The 16,110-nt window shown below is 65.1% G+C and carries 13 protein-coding genes; 7 read left to right on the top strand and 6 right to left on the bottom strand.

Going from position 1 to position 16,110, the window contains the following annotated elements:
* The first annotated feature begins 228 nt into the window (after positions 1 to 228).
* The 3 genes from JOF46_RS00335 to JOF46_RS00325 all read left to right on the top strand — a co-directional run bounded on the left by JOF46_RS00335 (position 229) and on the right by JOF46_RS00325 (position 3,995).
* Positions 229 to 2,058, top strand: coding sequence for a phosphoenolpyruvate carboxykinase (GTP) (locus JOF46_RS00335; protein ID WP_209905499.1), 1,830 nt, complete (start codon positions 229 to 231; stop codon positions 2,056 to 2,058).
* 210 nt (positions 2,059 to 2,268) lie between these two features.
* Complete coding sequence (locus JOF46_RS00330) at positions 2,269 to 2,796, top strand: PadR family transcriptional regulator (RefSeq protein ID WP_209905498.1); 528 nt, start codon at positions 2,269 to 2,271, stop codon at positions 2,794 to 2,796.
* Complete coding sequence (locus JOF46_RS00325; protein WP_209905497.1) at positions 2,793 to 3,995, top strand: alpha/beta fold hydrolase; 1,203 nt, start codon at positions 2,793 to 2,795, stop codon at positions 3,993 to 3,995. The genes JOF46_RS00330 and JOF46_RS00325 overlap by 4 nt, the downstream gene beginning before the upstream one ends.
* Before the next feature lie 93 nt (positions 3,996 to 4,088).
* Here the strand turns inward: JOF46_RS00325 and JOF46_RS00320 are convergent, their stop codons facing one another.
* Positions 4,089 to 5,660: an AbgT family transporter gene (locus JOF46_RS00320; protein WP_245347949.1), complete on the bottom strand. Its 1,572-nt coding sequence runs from the start codon at positions 5,658 to 5,660 to the stop codon at positions 4,089 to 4,091.
* Positions 5,657 to 6,844 carry a metal-dependent hydrolase family protein gene (locus JOF46_RS00315; protein WP_209905496.1) on the bottom strand — a complete coding sequence of 396 codons (1,188 nt, stop codon included), beginning with the start codon at positions 6,842 to 6,844 and terminating at the stop codon, positions 5,657 to 5,659. Before JOF46_RS00315 ends, JOF46_RS00320 begins: the two co-directional genes overlap by 4 nt.
* 150 nt (positions 6,845 to 6,994) lie before the next feature.
* Here JOF46_RS00315 and JOF46_RS00310 point away from each other — a divergent pair, with 150 nt between their 5' ends.
* Positions 6,995 to 8,044, top strand: a complete 1,050-nt coding sequence (locus JOF46_RS00310; protein WP_209905495.1) for an Lrp/AsnC family transcriptional regulator — start codon at positions 6,995 to 6,997, stop codon at positions 8,042 to 8,044.
* Positions 8,045 to 8,148: 104 nt separating this feature from the next.
* Here JOF46_RS00310 and JOF46_RS00305 read toward each other — a convergent pair whose 3' ends face one another.
* The 4 genes from JOF46_RS00305 to JOF46_RS00290 form a co-directional block, all read right to left on the bottom strand.
* On the bottom strand, positions 8,149 to 9,330 hold the full coding sequence (locus JOF46_RS00305; RefSeq protein WP_209905494.1) for a globin domain-containing protein: 1,182 nt from the start codon (positions 9,328 to 9,330) through the stop codon (positions 8,149 to 8,151).
* A gap of 210 nt (positions 9,331 to 9,540) precedes the next feature.
* Positions 9,541 to 9,987 carry an RrF2 family transcriptional regulator gene (locus JOF46_RS00300; protein ID WP_245347948.1) on the bottom strand — a complete coding sequence of 149 codons (447 nt, stop codon included), beginning with the start codon at positions 9,985 to 9,987 and terminating at the stop codon, positions 9,541 to 9,543.
* A 208-nt stretch (positions 9,988 to 10,195) separates the two neighbouring features.
* The gene (locus JOF46_RS00295) at positions 10,196 to 10,678 is read right to left on the bottom strand and encodes a hypothetical protein (protein ID WP_209905492.1); all 483 of its coding nucleotides are present in this window, start codon (positions 10,676 to 10,678) and stop codon (positions 10,196 to 10,198) included.
* Positions 10,675 to 12,096, bottom strand: coding sequence for a phosphomannomutase/phosphoglucomutase (locus JOF46_RS00290; RefSeq protein WP_209905491.1), 1,422 nt, complete (start codon positions 12,094 to 12,096; stop codon positions 10,675 to 10,677). Before JOF46_RS00290 ends, JOF46_RS00295 begins: the two co-directional genes overlap by 4 nt.
* A gap of 119 nt (positions 12,097 to 12,215) precedes the next feature.
* Here JOF46_RS00290 and JOF46_RS00285 point away from each other — a divergent pair, with 119 nt between their 5' ends.
* The 3 genes from JOF46_RS00285 (at position 12,216) to JOF46_RS00275 (ending at position 15,993) form a co-directional block, all read left to right on the top strand.
* Positions 12,216 to 14,351: a RecQ family ATP-dependent DNA helicase gene (locus JOF46_RS00285; RefSeq protein ID WP_209905490.1), complete on the top strand. Its 2,136-nt coding sequence runs from the start codon at positions 12,216 to 12,218 to the stop codon at positions 14,349 to 14,351.
* 169 nt (positions 14,352 to 14,520) lie between these two features.
* Positions 14,521 to 14,769, top strand: a complete 249-nt coding sequence (locus tag JOF46_RS00280; RefSeq protein WP_209905489.1) for an SCO4226 family nickel-binding protein — start codon at positions 14,521 to 14,523, stop codon at positions 14,767 to 14,769.
* A gap of 258 nt (positions 14,770 to 15,027) precedes the next feature.
* Positions 15,028 to 15,993 carry a hypothetical protein gene (locus JOF46_RS00275; RefSeq protein WP_209905488.1) on the top strand — a complete coding sequence of 322 codons (966 nt, stop codon included), beginning with the start codon at positions 15,028 to 15,030 and terminating at the stop codon, positions 15,991 to 15,993.
* The last annotated feature ends 117 nt before the right edge of the window (positions 15,994 to 16,110 follow it).

Here is a 16,110-nt window from a genome sequence, read left to right as displayed (position 1 = left end):
CACCGTCGGGTGGGCAGTTGTCTTGTCGCGTTGCGTGAAGTGTACCGGTCTACGTGTCCTTCGTCACTTTTGTGGTTTGATGGGGAAAGTGCGGGGCCCGGAAAGCCGGGCTTTTCGCTGAAGCTAAATCACATGCGGGGATATTTGGCGATCTGAGTCACAGGGGCCCGCGGGATTCGCCCCATAGCATCGAATCATTGCAAATTCAGCCCAATGGAGGGAATGGACATGAGCGAGAGCTCGGACCAGAAGGTCATCGACGCAGCACCGACCACGCACGCAAAGCTAGCCGCTTGGGTGCAGGAAATCGCGGAACTGACGAAGCCTGACCGTGTCTATTGGGTAGACGGCACGCAGGAGGAAAACGATCGCCTGACCGCCGAGCTGGTTGAAACCGGCACGCTGAAGCGCCTTACGGATCCTTCGTTCCCGAACTCCTTCGCAGCGTTCTCCGACCCCAAGGATGTCGCACGCGTCGAGGAACGCACCTTCATCTGCTCGGAAGACGAGAAGGATGCCGGCTTCACCAACAACTGGGAAAACCCGGTCAAGATGAAGTCCATGCTTACCGGCCTCTTCGACGGTGCCATGCGCGGCCGCACCATGTACGTCATTCCGTTCGTCATGGGCCCGCTCGACGCCGAGCAGCCGCAGTACGGCGTGGAAATCACCGACTCGGCCTACGTTGTCGCCTCCATGCGCATCATGGCACTCATCGGCGACAAGGTCCTGCGCCAGATCGAGGCAGAGGACGCATTCTTCGTCCCCGCGCTGCACTCGGTTGGCGCCCCGCTGGCCCCCGGACAGCAGGACGTGGCCTGGCCATGCAACGAAGACAAGTGGATCGTGCACTTCCCGGAAGAGCGCTCCATCTGGTCCTACGGCTCGGGCTACGGCGGAAACGCACTGCTGGGCAAGAAGTGCTACGCGCTGCGCATCGCTTCGGTGATGGCCCGCGACGAGGGCTGGCTTGCCGAGCACATGCTCATCCTCAAGCTGACCAACCCCGAAGGCAAGAGCTACAACATTGCCGGGGCCTTCCCGTCTGCCTGCGGCAAGACCAACCTGGCCCTGCTGGATCCGACCATCGAGGGATGGAAGGCCGAGACCCTGGGCGATGACATCAACTGGATGCGCATTGGCAAGGACGGCGAGCTTCGCGGCGTCAACCCGGAATACGGCCTGTTCGGCGTGGCACCGGGCACCGGTTGGTCAAACAACCCCAACGCCATGAACGCCATCACCAAGGGCAACTCGATCTTCACCAACGTTGCACTCACCGACGAAGGCGGCGTGTGGTGGGAGGGCATGACGGACGAGGTCCCGGCGCACCTGACCGACTGGTTGGGCAACGATTGGACCCCCGAGTCCGGTCGTGTCGCGGCACACCCGAACTCCCGCTTCTGCACCCCGATCGACCAGGTCGACATGCTCTCGCAGGAGTACTACAGCCCCGACGGCGTGGAAATCCACGCAATCCTCTTCGGTGGCCGCCGCAAGACCACCATCCCGTTGGTCACCCAGGCCCGCAGCTGGGCCCATGGCATCTTCATGGGTTCGACCCTGTCCTCGGAGACCACTGCCGCTGCAGCCGGTGCCGTGGGCGTTGTCCGCCGCGACCCGATGGCCATGCTTCCCTTCATCGGCTACAACGCCGGCGACTACCTGAAGCACTGGGACTCGATCGAGTCCAAGGCCAACCCGGCGCGCCTGCCCAAGATCTTCCTGGTGAACTGGTTCCGCCGCGACGCCGACGGCGGGTTCGCCTGGCCCGGGTTCGGGGACAACTCCCGCGTGCTGAAGTGGGCCATCGATCGCATCGAGGGCAAGGCCGAGGCCGTGGAGACCCCGATCGGCTTCGTGCCGACCGGCGACTCGATCGACCTGACCGGTCTGGACATGACCCCGGCCGACGTCGAGGCCGCCGTGGTCGTCGACAAGGACGAATGGGCCACCGAGCTGGCCAGCATCCAGGAGTGGTACGCCAAGTTCGGCGAGGCGCTTCCCGCGTCGCTGCGTGCCGAGCTTGAAGGCCTGAAGGAGCGCTTGGGCGCCTAGGCTTCCTGGCGCTGCAACCTTCGTGAAGGGCCCCGCTGCCATCACCCGCCACCCGGTCACGGGATGGTGGGGAGGATGGTAGGCGGGGCCCTTCCGTTTCCCCTTCCAGGGGCCCGGCGGCGGCCTCATCGCCAGTGGTCGGGCACGGTTTCGACAGCAAAATGCGTGGCTGCTGGAACAATCCCCTAGGGGATGTGTCAGGATGAAAGCATGATTCTTGCGCGTTTGATCCTCGGGCTCTTGAGTTTGGCGCCCATGACCGGGTATGAACTGAAGAAGCACTTCGACTCGTCCATCAATCACTTCTGGAATGCCGACAAGGCGCAGATCTACCGCACCCTGGCCCAATTGGTGAAGGACGGGCACGCCACCGTCACCACCGTTGCCCAGCGGAACTACCCGGACCGCCAGGAACACCACATCACCGATGCCGGGCGCGAGGCCCTGGTGGAATGGTTGGGCGGCGAGGTCACTGCGCACACTCCCCGAGAACCGTTCCTGGCCCGGGTGTTCTTTGCCGCCGAGCTCGACCGGGAGTCGGTGCTGGAACTGATCCGCGCCCGGCGCGAGGCCACGCAGGAAGTGCTGGACGACTACCTCTCCCAGCGTGAGGACATTGACATGCGAGCAGCAGCGGACCGACGCAGCTTCCTGATGGCGGCAACCCTCGACAACGGAATCCGGCATGCGGCAGCCGAGCTTGAATGGTTGGATGCCGTGACGGAGTACCTGCCATGAGCCGGCACGAGGACGCCTCCGGCGGCGACGCGGGAGCCGACGAGGAATTCGTGGACCGCTCGCTGTCCGACGAGAACACCGAGCCCGCCCCGGCAGGCGGGGAAGGCAAGGCATCGCAGGCCGAGAAGCCTGCCCCGCAGGCAATCCCGAAGCGAGCGCCCAAGGACATCGCGAAGGACGAGGCGAAGCCCTCAGACGAAGGGACCGAGGTTCCGGCCGGCGGCCCGGCGGACCAGGCGTCCCCGGAGCGCCAACAGCAGGCCCACGCCAAGGAAAGGGCCGCGCGCCCGGCCAAGGCTCCACGGCAACCCCGGCCGGCCGTCCCGCACACCCGCACCGAGCCGCAAGCCCCGGCGGCACCGGCAGCCGCCCCCGTGCCGGCCAAGCCCGCAGGGCCGCGCGATCCGGGAGGGTACCCGGAATTCCATGCGCCCACGCGTGCCCGCCGCGACGGCAAGCCGGCCCAGACCATCGTGTTCCTGCACGGCGGAAACGTGGCCAACTGGACCTGGGACCCCCAGGTGCGCGCCTTTGGCGACTACGAGGTGCTCACCCCGCACCTTCCGGGGTTCGGTGCCCGCTCCCAGGAGGACTGGGCGGGACTGGACAGCGCCGCCGACGACGTGGCCGCGGTCATTGCCGATGAGGTCTCCAACGGCGGTGCCCACCTGGTGGGCCTGTCCCTGGGTGGCGTCGTGGCACTGCGCGTGCTGGCCCGGCATCCGGAGCTGGTTGATTCCCTGCTGATCTCCGGGGTCCCGGCCGCCGGGGTCTCGGCCTCGATGCGCACCATGAGCCGGATGCAGCTGCGCCTGTTCGGCAGCGAATGGTACTGGCGCTTCCAGGCCGGCGCCTACGGCATGGTCGCCGACGAGAAGGAACTGTTCACCGAGCACGGCACGGCGCTGCGCGCCGACAACATGCGCGCGATCATGGACGAGGTCGACCCCGGAGGGGTCCCTGCCAGGCTCGGGGACTACAAGGGCCCGGTGCTCGTGATTGCCGGCGGCAAGGAACCCAAGCTGGTGGCCAAGTCCTTCCCGGCCTTGGCCCGCGCGCTGCCGCAGGCCCGGTTCCGCACCGCGGCCGGCATGCACCACCAGTGGAACATCGAGGACCCGATCCTCTTCAACGCCACCGTGCGCGCCTGGATCGAGAAGGGCACCGCGCACCCGCGGCTGCAGGAGCCAGGGCAGTAGACGGCACGCAAGCGCGAAACAGAAGGACCGGAGTCGTTGCGGAAAGCTCCCTGCAACGACCCCGGTCCCTCGGCCTCCCGGGAAACGGGTTCCCTAGCCGATCATGATGTCCATGCCAGGGCCTGTGCCTGTGCCGGTCAGGAAGAACACGGTCAACACCAGCACCCAAAGCACCCAGAAGACCAGCGTGAACGGGAGAAGGCGGGCAATGATGGACCCGATGCCTGCTTCCGGCTCGTATCTACGCAGGAATCCAAGGACAACCACCAGATACGGATTCAGCGGAGTCAACACCTGGGTTGCGGAATCACCGACGCGGAAAGCCGACTGGATGAAACCGGCCTCGTATCCGATCAGGGCGAACATCGGGATGAACACGGCGGCAATCAGCGTCCACAAGGAAGACCCCGAGCTGATCAGGAGGTTTAGGATCGAGACGACGACGATGAATGCGATGATGGCGCCGTAACCGGTGAAGTTCATGTCCTTCAGCATCTGGGCCCCGTTGACCGCAACCCATGAGGCAAGACCGGACCATGTGAACAACGCCAGGAACTGGGCGAGGATGAATGCCACGATGATGAAGGACACTGCGTCTTTTACGGCCTGGCCCATCATTTCCACGACGGACTGGATATTGGTGATCAATCGAAGACGTGCCCCATAGACGATCGACGGTGCCAACAAAACGCAGAACACGATGAAAATGACCGAACTCAGCAGCGGCGACTTGGGCAGGAAATCGCCGGCCTCGTTGCGCAGCGGTGCGCCCTCTGGAATAGACAAGGCCAAGACCAAGCCGACGACGGCCAACAGCGCCAGCCCCGCCCAGCGCAGTGCGGATTTCTCGGCGGCGGTGACTTCCGTGTTCGCGTCCTCGGAGACCATGGAATTCACGCCCACTCCGGCGCGGTTCAGCCGTGGCTCGAGCACCTTGTCGATGACCAGACCGCCGGCGATCGTCAGCACGCCAGCCAAGACGATGTTCAGCAGCAGGTTCGACACTGCCGTCACCGGCAGCACCATCTCCGCGACAGGAGCGGCTGCGGCATTGGAGATGCCTGCCAGCAACGCATCCGTGGAGGTGACGAACGGGGTGCAGCTGAATGCCGCCAGCCCGATGGCATAGGACCCAAGCAGGCCGGCCACGGGGTTGCGCCCTGCGGCGCGGAAAACCATGGCCGCGATGGGCGGGATTACCAGGATCGAGGCATCGGACATGATGTGGGCGCACAACGCCACCAAAGCCATGACGTACGGCAACGCCCAACCCGGGGCGCGGCCCAATGTCGATTTGACCAGGACCAGCAACAACCCGGTGCGTTCGGCAACACCGACCGCCAGCAACAAGGTGACCACAACGCCCAAGGGCGGGAACCCGATGAAGTTCTGGACGGCGGTGGTCATGAGCCACACGATGCCTTCGCCGGTGAAAAGCCCCTTGACCAATGTCGGTGTCTCGGCTCCCGGCAGCGTGGTACTCACGTTGAACCAGGAAACCACGGTGGAGATAATCCCGATGGCCAGGAAAAGATAGAGAAATAGCGCGAAGGGTTCGGGCAGCTTGTTGCCAACGCGTTCGATATGGTCCAGTGCCCCTGCGCCGAATTTCTTCTTTCCGACCCGGGGTTTGGTTGGTGGCTTCTTGCTCATCAGGGTGCTCATGCGACGGCCCCTGCCGGCACGCCGACGCGGCTGTCCTTGACGATGCGCCCCTTGGCCATGACGAGATCGATGTTCTTGGCATTGGCCAGGGCATGGATGGACGTCATGGGGTCAATACTTGTCAGGACCAAGTCCGCTTCCTTGCCGACCTCGACAGAGCCGACCCGGTCCTCCAACTGCAGCAGCCGTGCCGCGTTGAGGGTTCCGGCGACCAGGGCGTCCATCGGCGTCATGCCGAAGTCAACGAGGAGACCCAACTCGGTGAGGTTGGTGCCGTGCGGGGAAATCCCTGCGTCGGTTCCCATGGCCACCTTGACTCCGGCGGATATGGCATTCGAAACGCAGCCGTAGAGGCTTTTCTGTAGGCGTTGCTTCTTTTCAACCGCGTAGGAAGCTGCAGTCGCCGGGTCGGCCGGGACCGTTGCCGTGCTGAGGGTTGGCACCAGGAAGCTGCCCTTGTCGAGCATCAGCTCGATCGCCTTTTCATCGATCTCATAGCCGTGCTCGATGCTTCGCACGCCGGCGACCAGGGCATTGGAAATGGAACGAGCCGATTGGGCATGGGCGGCAACGGGCACGCCGTGGCTTCCGGCCTCGTCGACCACCGTGCGCATTTCGGCGATGTTCAGGCCGTCGTGCCATGGGGTGTCGCGCGGGGACCACACGCCGCCACTGGCCATAACCTTGATGACCTTTCCGCCCAGGCGCATGACCTCGCGGGTATTGCGCAAAGCCTCATCCGTCCCGTCGGTCAGGAACCCGATGTCCCCGTTCGGGGATATCGCGGAGCCCTGATTGAAGCCGCAGCAGGTGCGGAAATCGCCGTGGCCGCCAGTGGGGCCCAGCGCACGGTAAGCGAAGATGATTTCCGGTCCCTCGACGAGTCCACGCTCGACAGCCACCTCGGTTGCCATGTCTATGCCGCCCAAGTCCCGGACGGTGGTGATCCCAGCGTCAAGGGTGGCGCGCAGCAGCGGAATCGCTGCGTAGTAGCCAAAACGTGGAGGCAGGTGCAACATTTCGGTGCCGCTGAACTGGCCTGCGGACATGGCCAAGTGGACGTGGGAATCGATGAATCCCGGGAGAAGGACCTGTCCACGTCCGTCAATGCGGACAGCATCGGTATCGAAGATCGGTGCAAGTGCATCCGGGCCAACCCATTCGATCTTGCGGCCCCGCACCACTACGGTGTGCCTTTCCGCCGGGGCAGTCCCCGTGCCATCGATAAGGGTGACGTGTTCAAATACCGTTTGCAGCTGCTGCAACTTTCCTCCATGTGCGCTGTGTCATAATTTCAACTAAACGTAAGGAGACAGACATGACTTTTCTCCAGAATGCAGGAAAAAGATTTTATGGCAAAAAATTTGCAGAAAATAGCCGGCATCTCCGAAAGTGACCTGGAGCTCGTCAACGCCCTCCAGCTGGCACCACGAGCCAGCTGGAGCGAGCTGTCGAAGGTCCTGGACGTGCATGCAACCACACTCTCACGCCGCTGGGACCGCATCGCGGAGGCCGGACTGGCTCGCATCTCCACCTCCCCGGGCCATGGCAGTGCCACGCAACTGGAAATGGCATTCGTCGAGCTGACATGCAGAAACAGCCAGGTCACGCAGGTTGCTAACGAACTTTTCATGGACCACCGGGCCATGACCGTCCAGTTCATTGCAGGGTCTGCTCACCTCTTGGTGACGGTTGCCGCACCCGGGGGCTCACTGGCGGACTTCCTGATCACCACCATTGGGTCCATGGACGGAGTGCTGCACTACTCGGTGCGCACGGTGACCGGTCAGTTGGTGGAAGCCAGCAAATGGCATTTTCGTGCATTGCCGGCGGCTGCGGTGCGCACGCTTCGAAGCCTTTCCTCTAGCGCCGGTTCCGCTCGCGAAGACCGCAACGTTGTGATGGATGAAGCCGATCGCGAGGTGGCGCGTTCCTTGAGCACCAACGGGAGGATGGGTTTCAGGGAAATTGGCGATCGCGCCGGAATCTCCGCGCCGGCCGCGGCCCGACGCGTTAACCGGCTGATAACAGGGAACTTCATCAATGTGCGCTGCGACCTGGTGCGTCACGGGCTGGGACGCAACGTCAGTGCCGTGTTTTGGGGAACCATGACGCCGGAGGCCATGCTTCTTATTGACCGAGATCTCGGGGCTGAAATGCCGGAACTCCGGATCATGATGGCTGTGACCGGCGCGCACAACATCCACATGGTGGTCTGGCTTAACAGCCCAGCCGATTTGTTAGCCATCGAGCGCAAGATCCTGCGTGCCGTTCCCGGTCTGACCATCGATGACCGGCGGATCGTCCTAAGGACATTCAAATACAACGGTGCAAGGATCACCGATTCCGGAGCCTTTGGTGACGTGGTTCCCGTGGGGTACTGAAACGAAGCGCGAAGGCCGCCACCGAGTCATCGGTGGCGGCCTTCGCCCCCCAAGCGGGTTCCGCTGATATGCCTATCGCCGCGGAACCCGCGGCTTCCGGTTCGTTAGGCTGCGAGCCAGAGGTCGGGGCCGAAGACCTCGTAGTGGATGTTCGTGGCGGGGATGCCGGCATCGATGGCCTGCGAGCGGACAGCGCGCATGAACGGCAGCGGTCCGCACAGGTACAGCCGGGCATCGGCCGGCAGCTCCAGGTTGGCCAGGGACATGTAGCCCTCGGTGGCTTCGGTGCCTTCGGCCTTGGCGTTGATGTCCTCGAGCCACAGCTTCAGTTCGGCGTTGGGCAGGGACTCGACGGATTCGAGCATCTGCTCCTTGAGCGCCCACGCATCCTCGTTGGCCTCGGCGTGCAGCACCATGACCTGGCGGTCCGAGCCCGCGGCGGCGAGGGTGGCCAGCGCGGAGGCGCTGGGGGTGCAGCCGATGCCCGCGGTGGCCAGGATGATCGGGGCGCCGGTGGTGTCGATGACCAGGTCGCCGTACGGGTTGGAAAGCTCGATGACGTCTCCGACGTCCAGGTGCCGGTGCATGAACGGGGAAACCTCGCCGCCGCCGTCGAACTTGGTGGTGATCACGCGCTCGGTCGTGGAGGTGACCGAATCGCTGAGGGTGTACTGGCGGCACTGGCGCACCCCGTCCAGCAGCGGGACCCGCACCGAGACGAACTGGCCGGCCTTGGCCACTGTCACCGGGGTGTCGTCGGCAGGGACGAAGCGGAAGGTGACCGAACCGGTTCCGGCGACTTCCTTGGCCACGAGCTTCCAGTCTGTCCAGATCTTGTCGTTGGCCTGCTGCGCGTAGAGGCCCTTTTCGATCTTGACCAAGGCGTCGGCCATGAGCCAGTAGACCTCGGACCAGGCCTCGGCGACCTCGGGGGTCACCGCCTCGCCCAGGTCTTCGGCGATGGCGGCGAAAAGGTGCTCGTAGACGATCGGGTACTGCTCCTCGACGATGCCCAGCGAGGTGTGCTTGTGGGCGATGCGGGAGAGCACCGCCTCGGGCAGGGTGCCGGGGTTGTTGACCAGGTGGGTGGCGAAGGCCGCGATGGAGCCGGCAAGGGCCTGCTGCTGCGCACCGTTTTTCTGGTTGGCGCGGGAGAAGAGTCCGTCAAGGAGTTCCGGGTGTGCGGCGAACAGGCGGTCGTAGAACTTCGGGGTGATGTGGGAGATGCGCTCACCAATGATTGGCAGCGTGGCTTCGATGACCGGGCGGGACTTCTCGGAAAGCATCTTGTGGCTCCTTGACGAAGGGTGGCTCTTATCTTGCATCTGTCATGCAAGATTGATACTTCATTTCTACATGGCGTAGAAGTTGGATGCAAATCGGCCCGTCGAGTTCGTGCAGGAGGGTGTCATTTCGGGACTCAAACCGCCGTGCCTTTGCGCCCGCGCAACGTGCCGGAAGTCGCTACAACGCCCTGAATCCCGGGGTTGCGGCTGTCAGGGCATGGCGGGGAATGGAAGCGGTGCCTTGGTGGAAACGGAGGTGAGATCCTCGACACTGAGCAGGTCCAGCTCCGCGTAGAAGGCCTCGCGGGCCCGGCGCAGGGCGCTGCGCAGCTTGCACGCGGCAAGCAGCGGGCAGGGGACCCCGGCCTCGGAGATGCAGTCGACAACATCCTCGCGGACATCGAGGTCGCGCATCAAGGTGCCCACGCGCAGATCCATTCCGCGGCCGGTGATCTGCGATCCGCCGTAGCGTCCGCGCGCCACGTCCAGGGCGCCGCGGTTGCGCAACTCAACGATGGCCTTGGCCACGTGGTTGTAGGGCACGCCGATCTGCTCGGCGATGTCCATGGTGGTGACCTGTTGGCCGCGACGGGAGCCGAGAAACATCAAGGTGCGCAGGCACACGTCTGCATAGGCGCTGAGTTTCACGTGTCCCATTCTCGCAGGTGTTGGATTCCTGCGCCGTGATCCAGACCTCGGGCAGCCGGTGCCCGTCCGGCATTGCTCCAGCAAACGCTTCGATCGTGTTTGGCGGCCCCTGGCGTTCCTGCTCCGCGTCGCCATGCCGGGAACAGCAGTACAAAGACCGGTGGCCCGGAACCGGGGAACCGGTTCCGGGCCACAGGCCGGAAAACAATCGGGGGGATTAGGCCCAGACCTGGATCTGGCCGCCCTCGGCGCTGGGCTCGGAGAACTCCCAGATCCCGGTTTCCGGATCCGGTGCGGTGTAGGGCTGCACGATGGCGACCGAACCGCCGTTGCGGTGTTCTGCCAGTACGTGCACGGCGTCCGTGGCGTCATCCAGCAAGGTGACATCCGAGACGAAGGCCACGGCGTTGAAGGAATCGCGCTGGTCCTGCAGCAGCTGGACGAGATCGGCCATCATGACCTCGGCGTCGATGTCGGCTTCCGGGTCGTCGAGGTCCTCGGTGGGCTGGACGGCCAGAAGGCGCAGTTCCGGCTCGGCGTTTTCCTCGGTGGCCGGTTCCACGGCGATGGCGAAGGGCAAGAAGACGCCTTGTTCCTCCAGCTGTTCGCGGGCCACGCCCAGGGCGGTGCCCAGGACCTTGTTCAGCTCGGCCTGGGCGGCCTCGTCGAGTTCGGCGATCTTGTTTTCGGGGGTGCTCATGCGTTGCTCCTGACGATTGAGAGGACCTGGTTGCGGATGGATTCCATGGTCGCGGTGTCTATTGCTTCTCCGTTGTAGCGGAGGAAGGGTTCGGTGTTCGAGGGGCGCAGGTTGAACCAGTACGACCCGTCGGTGGCTGCCACGGTGGTGCCGTCCATGCGGGTGACCGTGACCGGGGCATCGGTGAATTCCGCCAGCACGCGGGCCACGGCCCCGGCCTTGTCCTGGACCTCGGAGTTGATCTCGCCGGAGGAAACATAGGGCTCGTACTCCGCGGCGAACTCGCTCAACGGGGTGTCCTGGTGGCCCAGCGCCGCCAGCACGTGCATCGCCGCGAGCATGCCGGTGTCCGCGTTGTAGAAGTCGCGGAAGTAGTAGTGGGCCGAGTGCTCCCCGCCGAAGACCGCGCCTTCCTGCGCCATGACGGCCTTGATGAAGGAGTGCCCCACGCGGGTGACCACCGGGCGGCCGCCGGCCGCGGCGACGGCCTCGGGCACCGCGCGGGAGGTGATCAGGTTGTGGATGATCACCGGGGTGTCCTCGCCCGCGGCCCGGGCCCGGGCAATCTCGCGCACGGCGACCAGCGCGGTGACCGCCGATGGGGAGACCGGGTTGCCCAATTCGTCGATCACGAAGCAGCGGTCCGCGTCCCCGTCGAAGGCCAGGCCGATGTCGGCGCCGTGCTTGATGACCGCGGCCCGCAAATCGCGCAGGTTCTCCGGTTCCAGCGGGTTGGCCGGGTGGTTGGGGAAGGTGCCGTCGAGCTCGAAGTACATCTCGATGATTTCCAGCGGCAATCCCGGCAGCAGGGTGTCGCCGAGCACCGCGGGGGTGGTGAGCCCGCCCATGCCGTTGGCCGCATCGACCACGACCTTCAGCGGGCGGATGCCCGTCAGGTCGACCAGTTCGCGCAGGTAGGCGGCGTAGTCCGCCAGCACGTCGATCTCTGCGACGGTCCCCTCGGGGGCCTCGGTGGACACCGGCAGGCCCTCGTCCAGGTAGGACTGGGCCAGGTCGCGGATGTCGAAGAGCCCGGTGTCGGAGGACACCGGCACGGCGCCTGCCTTGGCCATCTTGATGCCGTTGTAGGCGGCCGGGTTGTGGCTGGCGGTGAACACCACCCCGGCGCAACCCAGCGAGCCGGCGGCGTAGTACAGCTCGTCGGTGGAGATCAACCCGAGCATCTTCGGGTTGGCACCGCGGTAGGCGGCCCCGCGCGCGAAGGCAGCGGAAAATTCGGGGGAGGAGGGGCGCATGTCCCCGCCGACCAGGACGTCCTGTCCGGACAGGCCCAACACGTCGACGAATGCGGCGCCAATGGCCTCGACCGCCTCGGCGTTAATGGTGGCCCCGACGATGCCGCGCACGTCGTAGGCCTTGAAGGACTCTGAAAGATCGATTTCCACACTCACACCCATGAGCTTATCCGGTTGGCCCGATGCTCCGGGGAATTGGCGCAATGAAGGTGAGTAGTGCCATAGGTGCGGCATTTGCCCGGTGGGGGCAAGTGTCGGTGGACACTGGAATACTGGGGGCCATGGACGCCTATACACCCAGCATTGATTCGGACTTGCGCTCCGCTGCCACTTCCATCCTGCGTTCCCTGGTCGGCCGGGACGATGCGCAGTTCCACGACGGCCAGTTCGAGGCCATCGAGGCCCTGGTGGCCGGGGGCCGTCGGGCGCTGGTGGTGCAGCGCACCGGCTGGGGAAAATCCGCCGTGTACTTCGTGGCCTCGCTGCTGCTGCGGGCACGCGGGGCCGGGCCGACGCTGATCGTCTCCCCGCTGCTGGCGTTGATGCGCGACCAGGTCGCCGCCGCCTCCCGGGCCGGGGTGCGGGCAGAGGCCATCAACTCCGCCAACGCCCTGGACTGGCAGTCGATCGCCCAGAAGCTCGACAACGACGAACTGGACGTGCTGCTGGTGTCCCCGGAGCGGCTGAACAACCCGGTCTTCCGCGACACCCAGCTGCCGGCGCTGGTGGCGCGGATGGGCCTGCTGGTCATCGACGAGGCGCACTGCATCTCCGACTGGGGCCATGACTTCCGACCCGACTACCGCCGCATCAAGGACCTCATCCAGGCGTTGCCGGGCAATGTCCCGGTGCTGGCCACCACCGCCACGGCCAACGAGCGGGTGGTCCACGACGTGCAGGAGCAATTGGCCGTGGGAGGCACCGAGGTCTTCACGCTGCGCGGCTCGCTGGCCCGCGAGTCCCTGCGCCTGGGCGTGCTTCGCCTGGCCTCGCCGCGCTCGCAATTCGCCTGGCTGCTGAGCCACCTGAACGACTTCCACGGCTCGGGCATCATCTACACGCTGACCGTCTCCGCCGCCGAGGACATCACCCGGTTGCTGGCCGAGGCCGGGCACAAGGTGCTCGCGTACTCGGGTCGCACCGACACCGAAGAACGCCACCGCGCCGAAACCGCGCTGAAGAACAACGAGGTCAAGGCGCTGGTGGCCACCAGCGCGCTGGGCATGGGCTTTGACAAGCCGGACCTCGGGTTTGTCATCCACGTCGGGGCACCCAGCTCCCCGGTGGCCTACTACCAGCAGGTGGGCCGTGCCGGTCGTGGCAGCATCAACGCAGACGTGCTGCTGCTGCCCGGTCCGGAGGATCGCGAGATCTGGCGCTACTTCGCCACCAGTTCCATGCCGGACCAGCAGAAGGCCAATGCCGTGCTGCAGGAACTCGCCGCTACGACGGGGCCGCTGTCGGTGCCCGCGCTCGAGGCCCGGGTCAACATCAAGCGCACGCCGCTCGAGCTGCTGCTGAAGGTGCTGGCCGTGGATGGCGCCGTGGAGCGGGTCTCCGGAGGGTGGATTGGTTCGGGCGCCCAGTGGTTCTACGACGCCGAACGCTACACCCGGGTGGCCGCCGCCCGCGTGGCCGAGCAGAACGCGATGCTCGACTACGAAAACCTGAAGACCTGCCGCATGGAATTCCTCTCCCGCGCCCTTGACGACCCGGCGGCTGCCCCGTGCGGTCGCTGCGACAACTGCGCGGGTGTCTGGTTCAGCGATGACATCCAGGCCTCGGCCAAGGACTCGGCGCAGACTGCCCTGGGCAGGGTTGGTGCCCTGGTTGAGGCACGCCGGATGTATCCCGGCGGCATGGAAAAACTGGGTGTTCCGCTCAAGGGCAAGATCGCCCCCGGGTTCCAGGCCGAGGACGGACGGGCCCTGGCCCGGTTGACCGATCTGGGCTGGGGCGGCCGGTTGCGCGCCCTGCTCGAAAGCGCGGACGAGCCGGATGCACCGGTGCCCCAGGCCATGCTCGATGCCTGCGTGAAGGTGCTCAGCGAGTGGAAATGGTCGACCAGGCCAGTCGCGGTGGTCTCAATGCCCTCGCGGTCCCGCCCGCAACTGGTTGGATCGTTTGCCCAAGGCATTTCCACCATCGGCCGGCTGCCGTATCTGGGGCAGCTGGAATACCGGGACCATGGGCCGCGCGGCGGCTCGGGCGGCAACTCGGCCTTCAGGCTCGCCGCGGTCTGGGACCAGTTTGTGGTTCCCGCCGAAATGGCCGAGAAGTTGGCCGGCGCCCCGGGCCCGATCCTGCTCCTCGACGACCTGGCCGACAGTCGGTGGTCGATGACCGAGGCAGCCAGGATACTGCGCGAGGCCGGGGCCCCCGGGGTGCTTCCGTTTGTGCTGGGAGTGGCCGGCTAGCGGCGTTTGCAAGGCGGCACGTTTCCGCAGGATTCGAGCCGTGCCGGCAGGGTGGCGGCCGGCGGCAGGATTCGTGGCCGGCAGCTATGTTTATGCGTCCGAGCTGCTCCTAGAATGGGGCCAACGCAGAGTCATGAATGCGTTTGCCACAATCCAAGGAAGTGTTGCTATGGCTGAATTCATGGATGTCCACAACCACATGCAGGGCTTGTCCGCAGCGGACCTCAAGGCTGCGCACGAGGCTGATCTTGCCCTTCAGGGCGAGGAAGGCGTGGAGTTCAAGAGGGCGTGGGCCGACCCGGTCAGCGGGAAGATTTTCTGCCTCTCCGAAGGCCCCTCCGCTGAGGCGGTCCAGCGGGTCCACGAGCGGGCCGGCCACCTGGCCGACGAGATTTACGAAGTGCCGCTGGTGGTCTGAGTTCGGACCCGGCCACAAGGAGTACCGGTCCACCGGCAAAAGTGAATACGGGGGGACTCGGGTCGTGTTGCCGCGGGCTTGGCAGCGGCAACACGACCCGATTGCCAATTGAACAGACCTGGAGGAGGACACCCGCCTCGGAGCGCTCTGGTATTTGGGTAGAAGCGGCCGATAGAACATGGCCTGCGGGTCCGGGCAGGGACAACCTTTGGCCCTTGCAACTTAGCGCTGGGTCTCGCCGGGCCGTACGCTAGAGATATGGAAATTCTGCTTTGGGTCGTCGTCCCGCTGCTCATTCTCGGACTTGCGTGGATGGGACTGAAGAAGCTGCGTATCAAGAACTCGGCCGAGGTTTCTGCTGCAATCACCCCGGAATCGGCGCAGGCCGCCGCCGCGCACCTGACCGGAGAAGGACACCGAGCCGTCTACAAGTCCTTGGCCCAGGGCGATTTCATGGCAGCGGTGCAAAACTACAAGGCCATGACCGGGGAAGGCTACAAGGCCAGCATCATCGCGGTGCGAAGCCTGGAACGTTTCCCACAGGTCCGCAAGGAACCAGACCTCGGACCCACCGTTGCCCAGCAGCTCGAAGCGGAACGCGATGCGGCCAAGGCTGCGGAGCCCCAGGTCCCGCAGGTGCAGGAGCCCAGCGCGGCGGCCAGCATCCCGAGCGAGCCCGTCCCGCCCAATGACTCCGCTCCGGCTTCCGCGAATGAGCAGAACCTCGAGGACGCATGGGTGGTGCCCAGCGAATGGGCGGAGGAATTCGGAAGCGAAGCGGAACGGACCTCGACACAGTTCAAGGTCTCGTACCTGGTGGACGGGGAATCCCGGGAATTCGCCAGCGAGGACCTGCCGCCGGCGGAATACGACCAGTTCCTGTCGCTGGTGCGGGACAACGACCTGCCCGGGGCCGCGGGACTCATTGCCAAGCATTCGGGCCTGGAGCAGGCCGAGATCCTGAAGATGCTTGCGGCTTCCCCTTTGGGTGGAGGCCAGGCCTCAACCGCAAATATTGCCGACTTCAGCTTCGAGGGGCAGGGACCGGACGGCGAGGTGAAATTCAGCATCAACGACCTGGTGGAACCCGAGCGCTCGGAACTGCTGGACCACTTGCGCCTGGGTGAGCTGGACGAGGCAACCACCATCGTCGTCCGCCACACGGGCCTGCCCGATGAGATGGTGCGAACCCTGCTCAACGCATTCGGGGACGGCGACAAGTAGTTCCCTGGGCGGGATCCCCAAGGGGACCGCTTGAGGCCGCGTGCACTTGGCTCCCCGAAGGGGCCGGGTATACGCGGTTTTTTGTCTTTGTCGCGGCAATTTTCCGGCGACGGCGGG

The organism is Paeniglutamicibacter psychrophenolicus (assembly GCF_017876575.1).
Classification (GTDB): domain Bacteria; phylum Actinomycetota; class Actinomycetes; order Actinomycetales; family Micrococcaceae; genus Paeniglutamicibacter; species Paeniglutamicibacter psychrophenolicus.
The sequence above is the reverse complement of the archived record's forward strand: the minus strand, read 5'-3'. Positions and strand labels throughout refer to the sequence as shown.

Excerpts from the sequence above, each read along its gene's own strand:
- JOF46_RS00285 (WP_209905490.1), top strand. The coding sequence starts at position 12,216 with ATGGACGCCTATACACCCAGCATTGATTCGGACTTGCGCTCCGCTGCC.
- JOF46_RS00300 (WP_245347948.1), bottom strand. The coding sequence starts at position 9,987 with ATGGGACACGTGAAACTCAGCGCCTATGCAGACGTGTGCCTGCGCACC.
- JOF46_RS00275 (WP_209905488.1), top strand. The coding sequence starts at position 15,028 with ATGGAAATTCTGCTTTGGGTCGTCGTCCCGCTGCTCATTCTCGGACTT.
- JOF46_RS00290 (WP_209905491.1), bottom strand. The coding sequence starts at position 12,096 with ATGGGTGTGAGTGTGGAAATCGATCTTTCAGAGTCCTTCAAGGCCTAC.
- JOF46_RS00295 (WP_209905492.1), bottom strand. The coding sequence starts at position 10,678 with ATGAGCACCCCCGAAAACAAGATCGCCGAACTCGACGAGGCCGCCCAG.
- JOF46_RS00335 (WP_209905499.1), top strand. The coding sequence starts at position 229 with ATGAGCGAGAGCTCGGACCAGAAGGTCATCGACGCAGCACCGACCACG.
- JOF46_RS00320 (WP_245347949.1), bottom strand. The coding sequence starts at position 5,660 with ATGAGCACCCTGATGAGCAAGAAGCCACCAACCAAACCCCGGGTCGGA.
- JOF46_RS00330 (WP_209905498.1), top strand. The coding sequence starts at position 2,269 with ATGATTCTTGCGCGTTTGATCCTCGGGCTCTTGAGTTTGGCGCCCATG.
- JOF46_RS00280 (WP_209905489.1), top strand. The coding sequence starts at position 14,521 with ATGGCTGAATTCATGGATGTCCACAACCACATGCAGGGCTTGTCCGCA.
- JOF46_RS00325 (WP_209905497.1), top strand. The coding sequence starts at position 2,793 with ATGAGCCGGCACGAGGACGCCTCCGGCGGCGACGCGGGAGCCGACGAG.
- JOF46_RS00310 (WP_209905495.1), top strand. The coding sequence starts at position 6,995 with ATGCAGGAAAAAGATTTTATGGCAAAAAATTTGCAGAAAATAGCCGGC.
- JOF46_RS00305 (WP_209905494.1), bottom strand. The coding sequence starts at position 9,330 with ATGCTTTCCGAGAAGTCCCGCCCGGTCATCGAAGCCACGCTGCCAATC.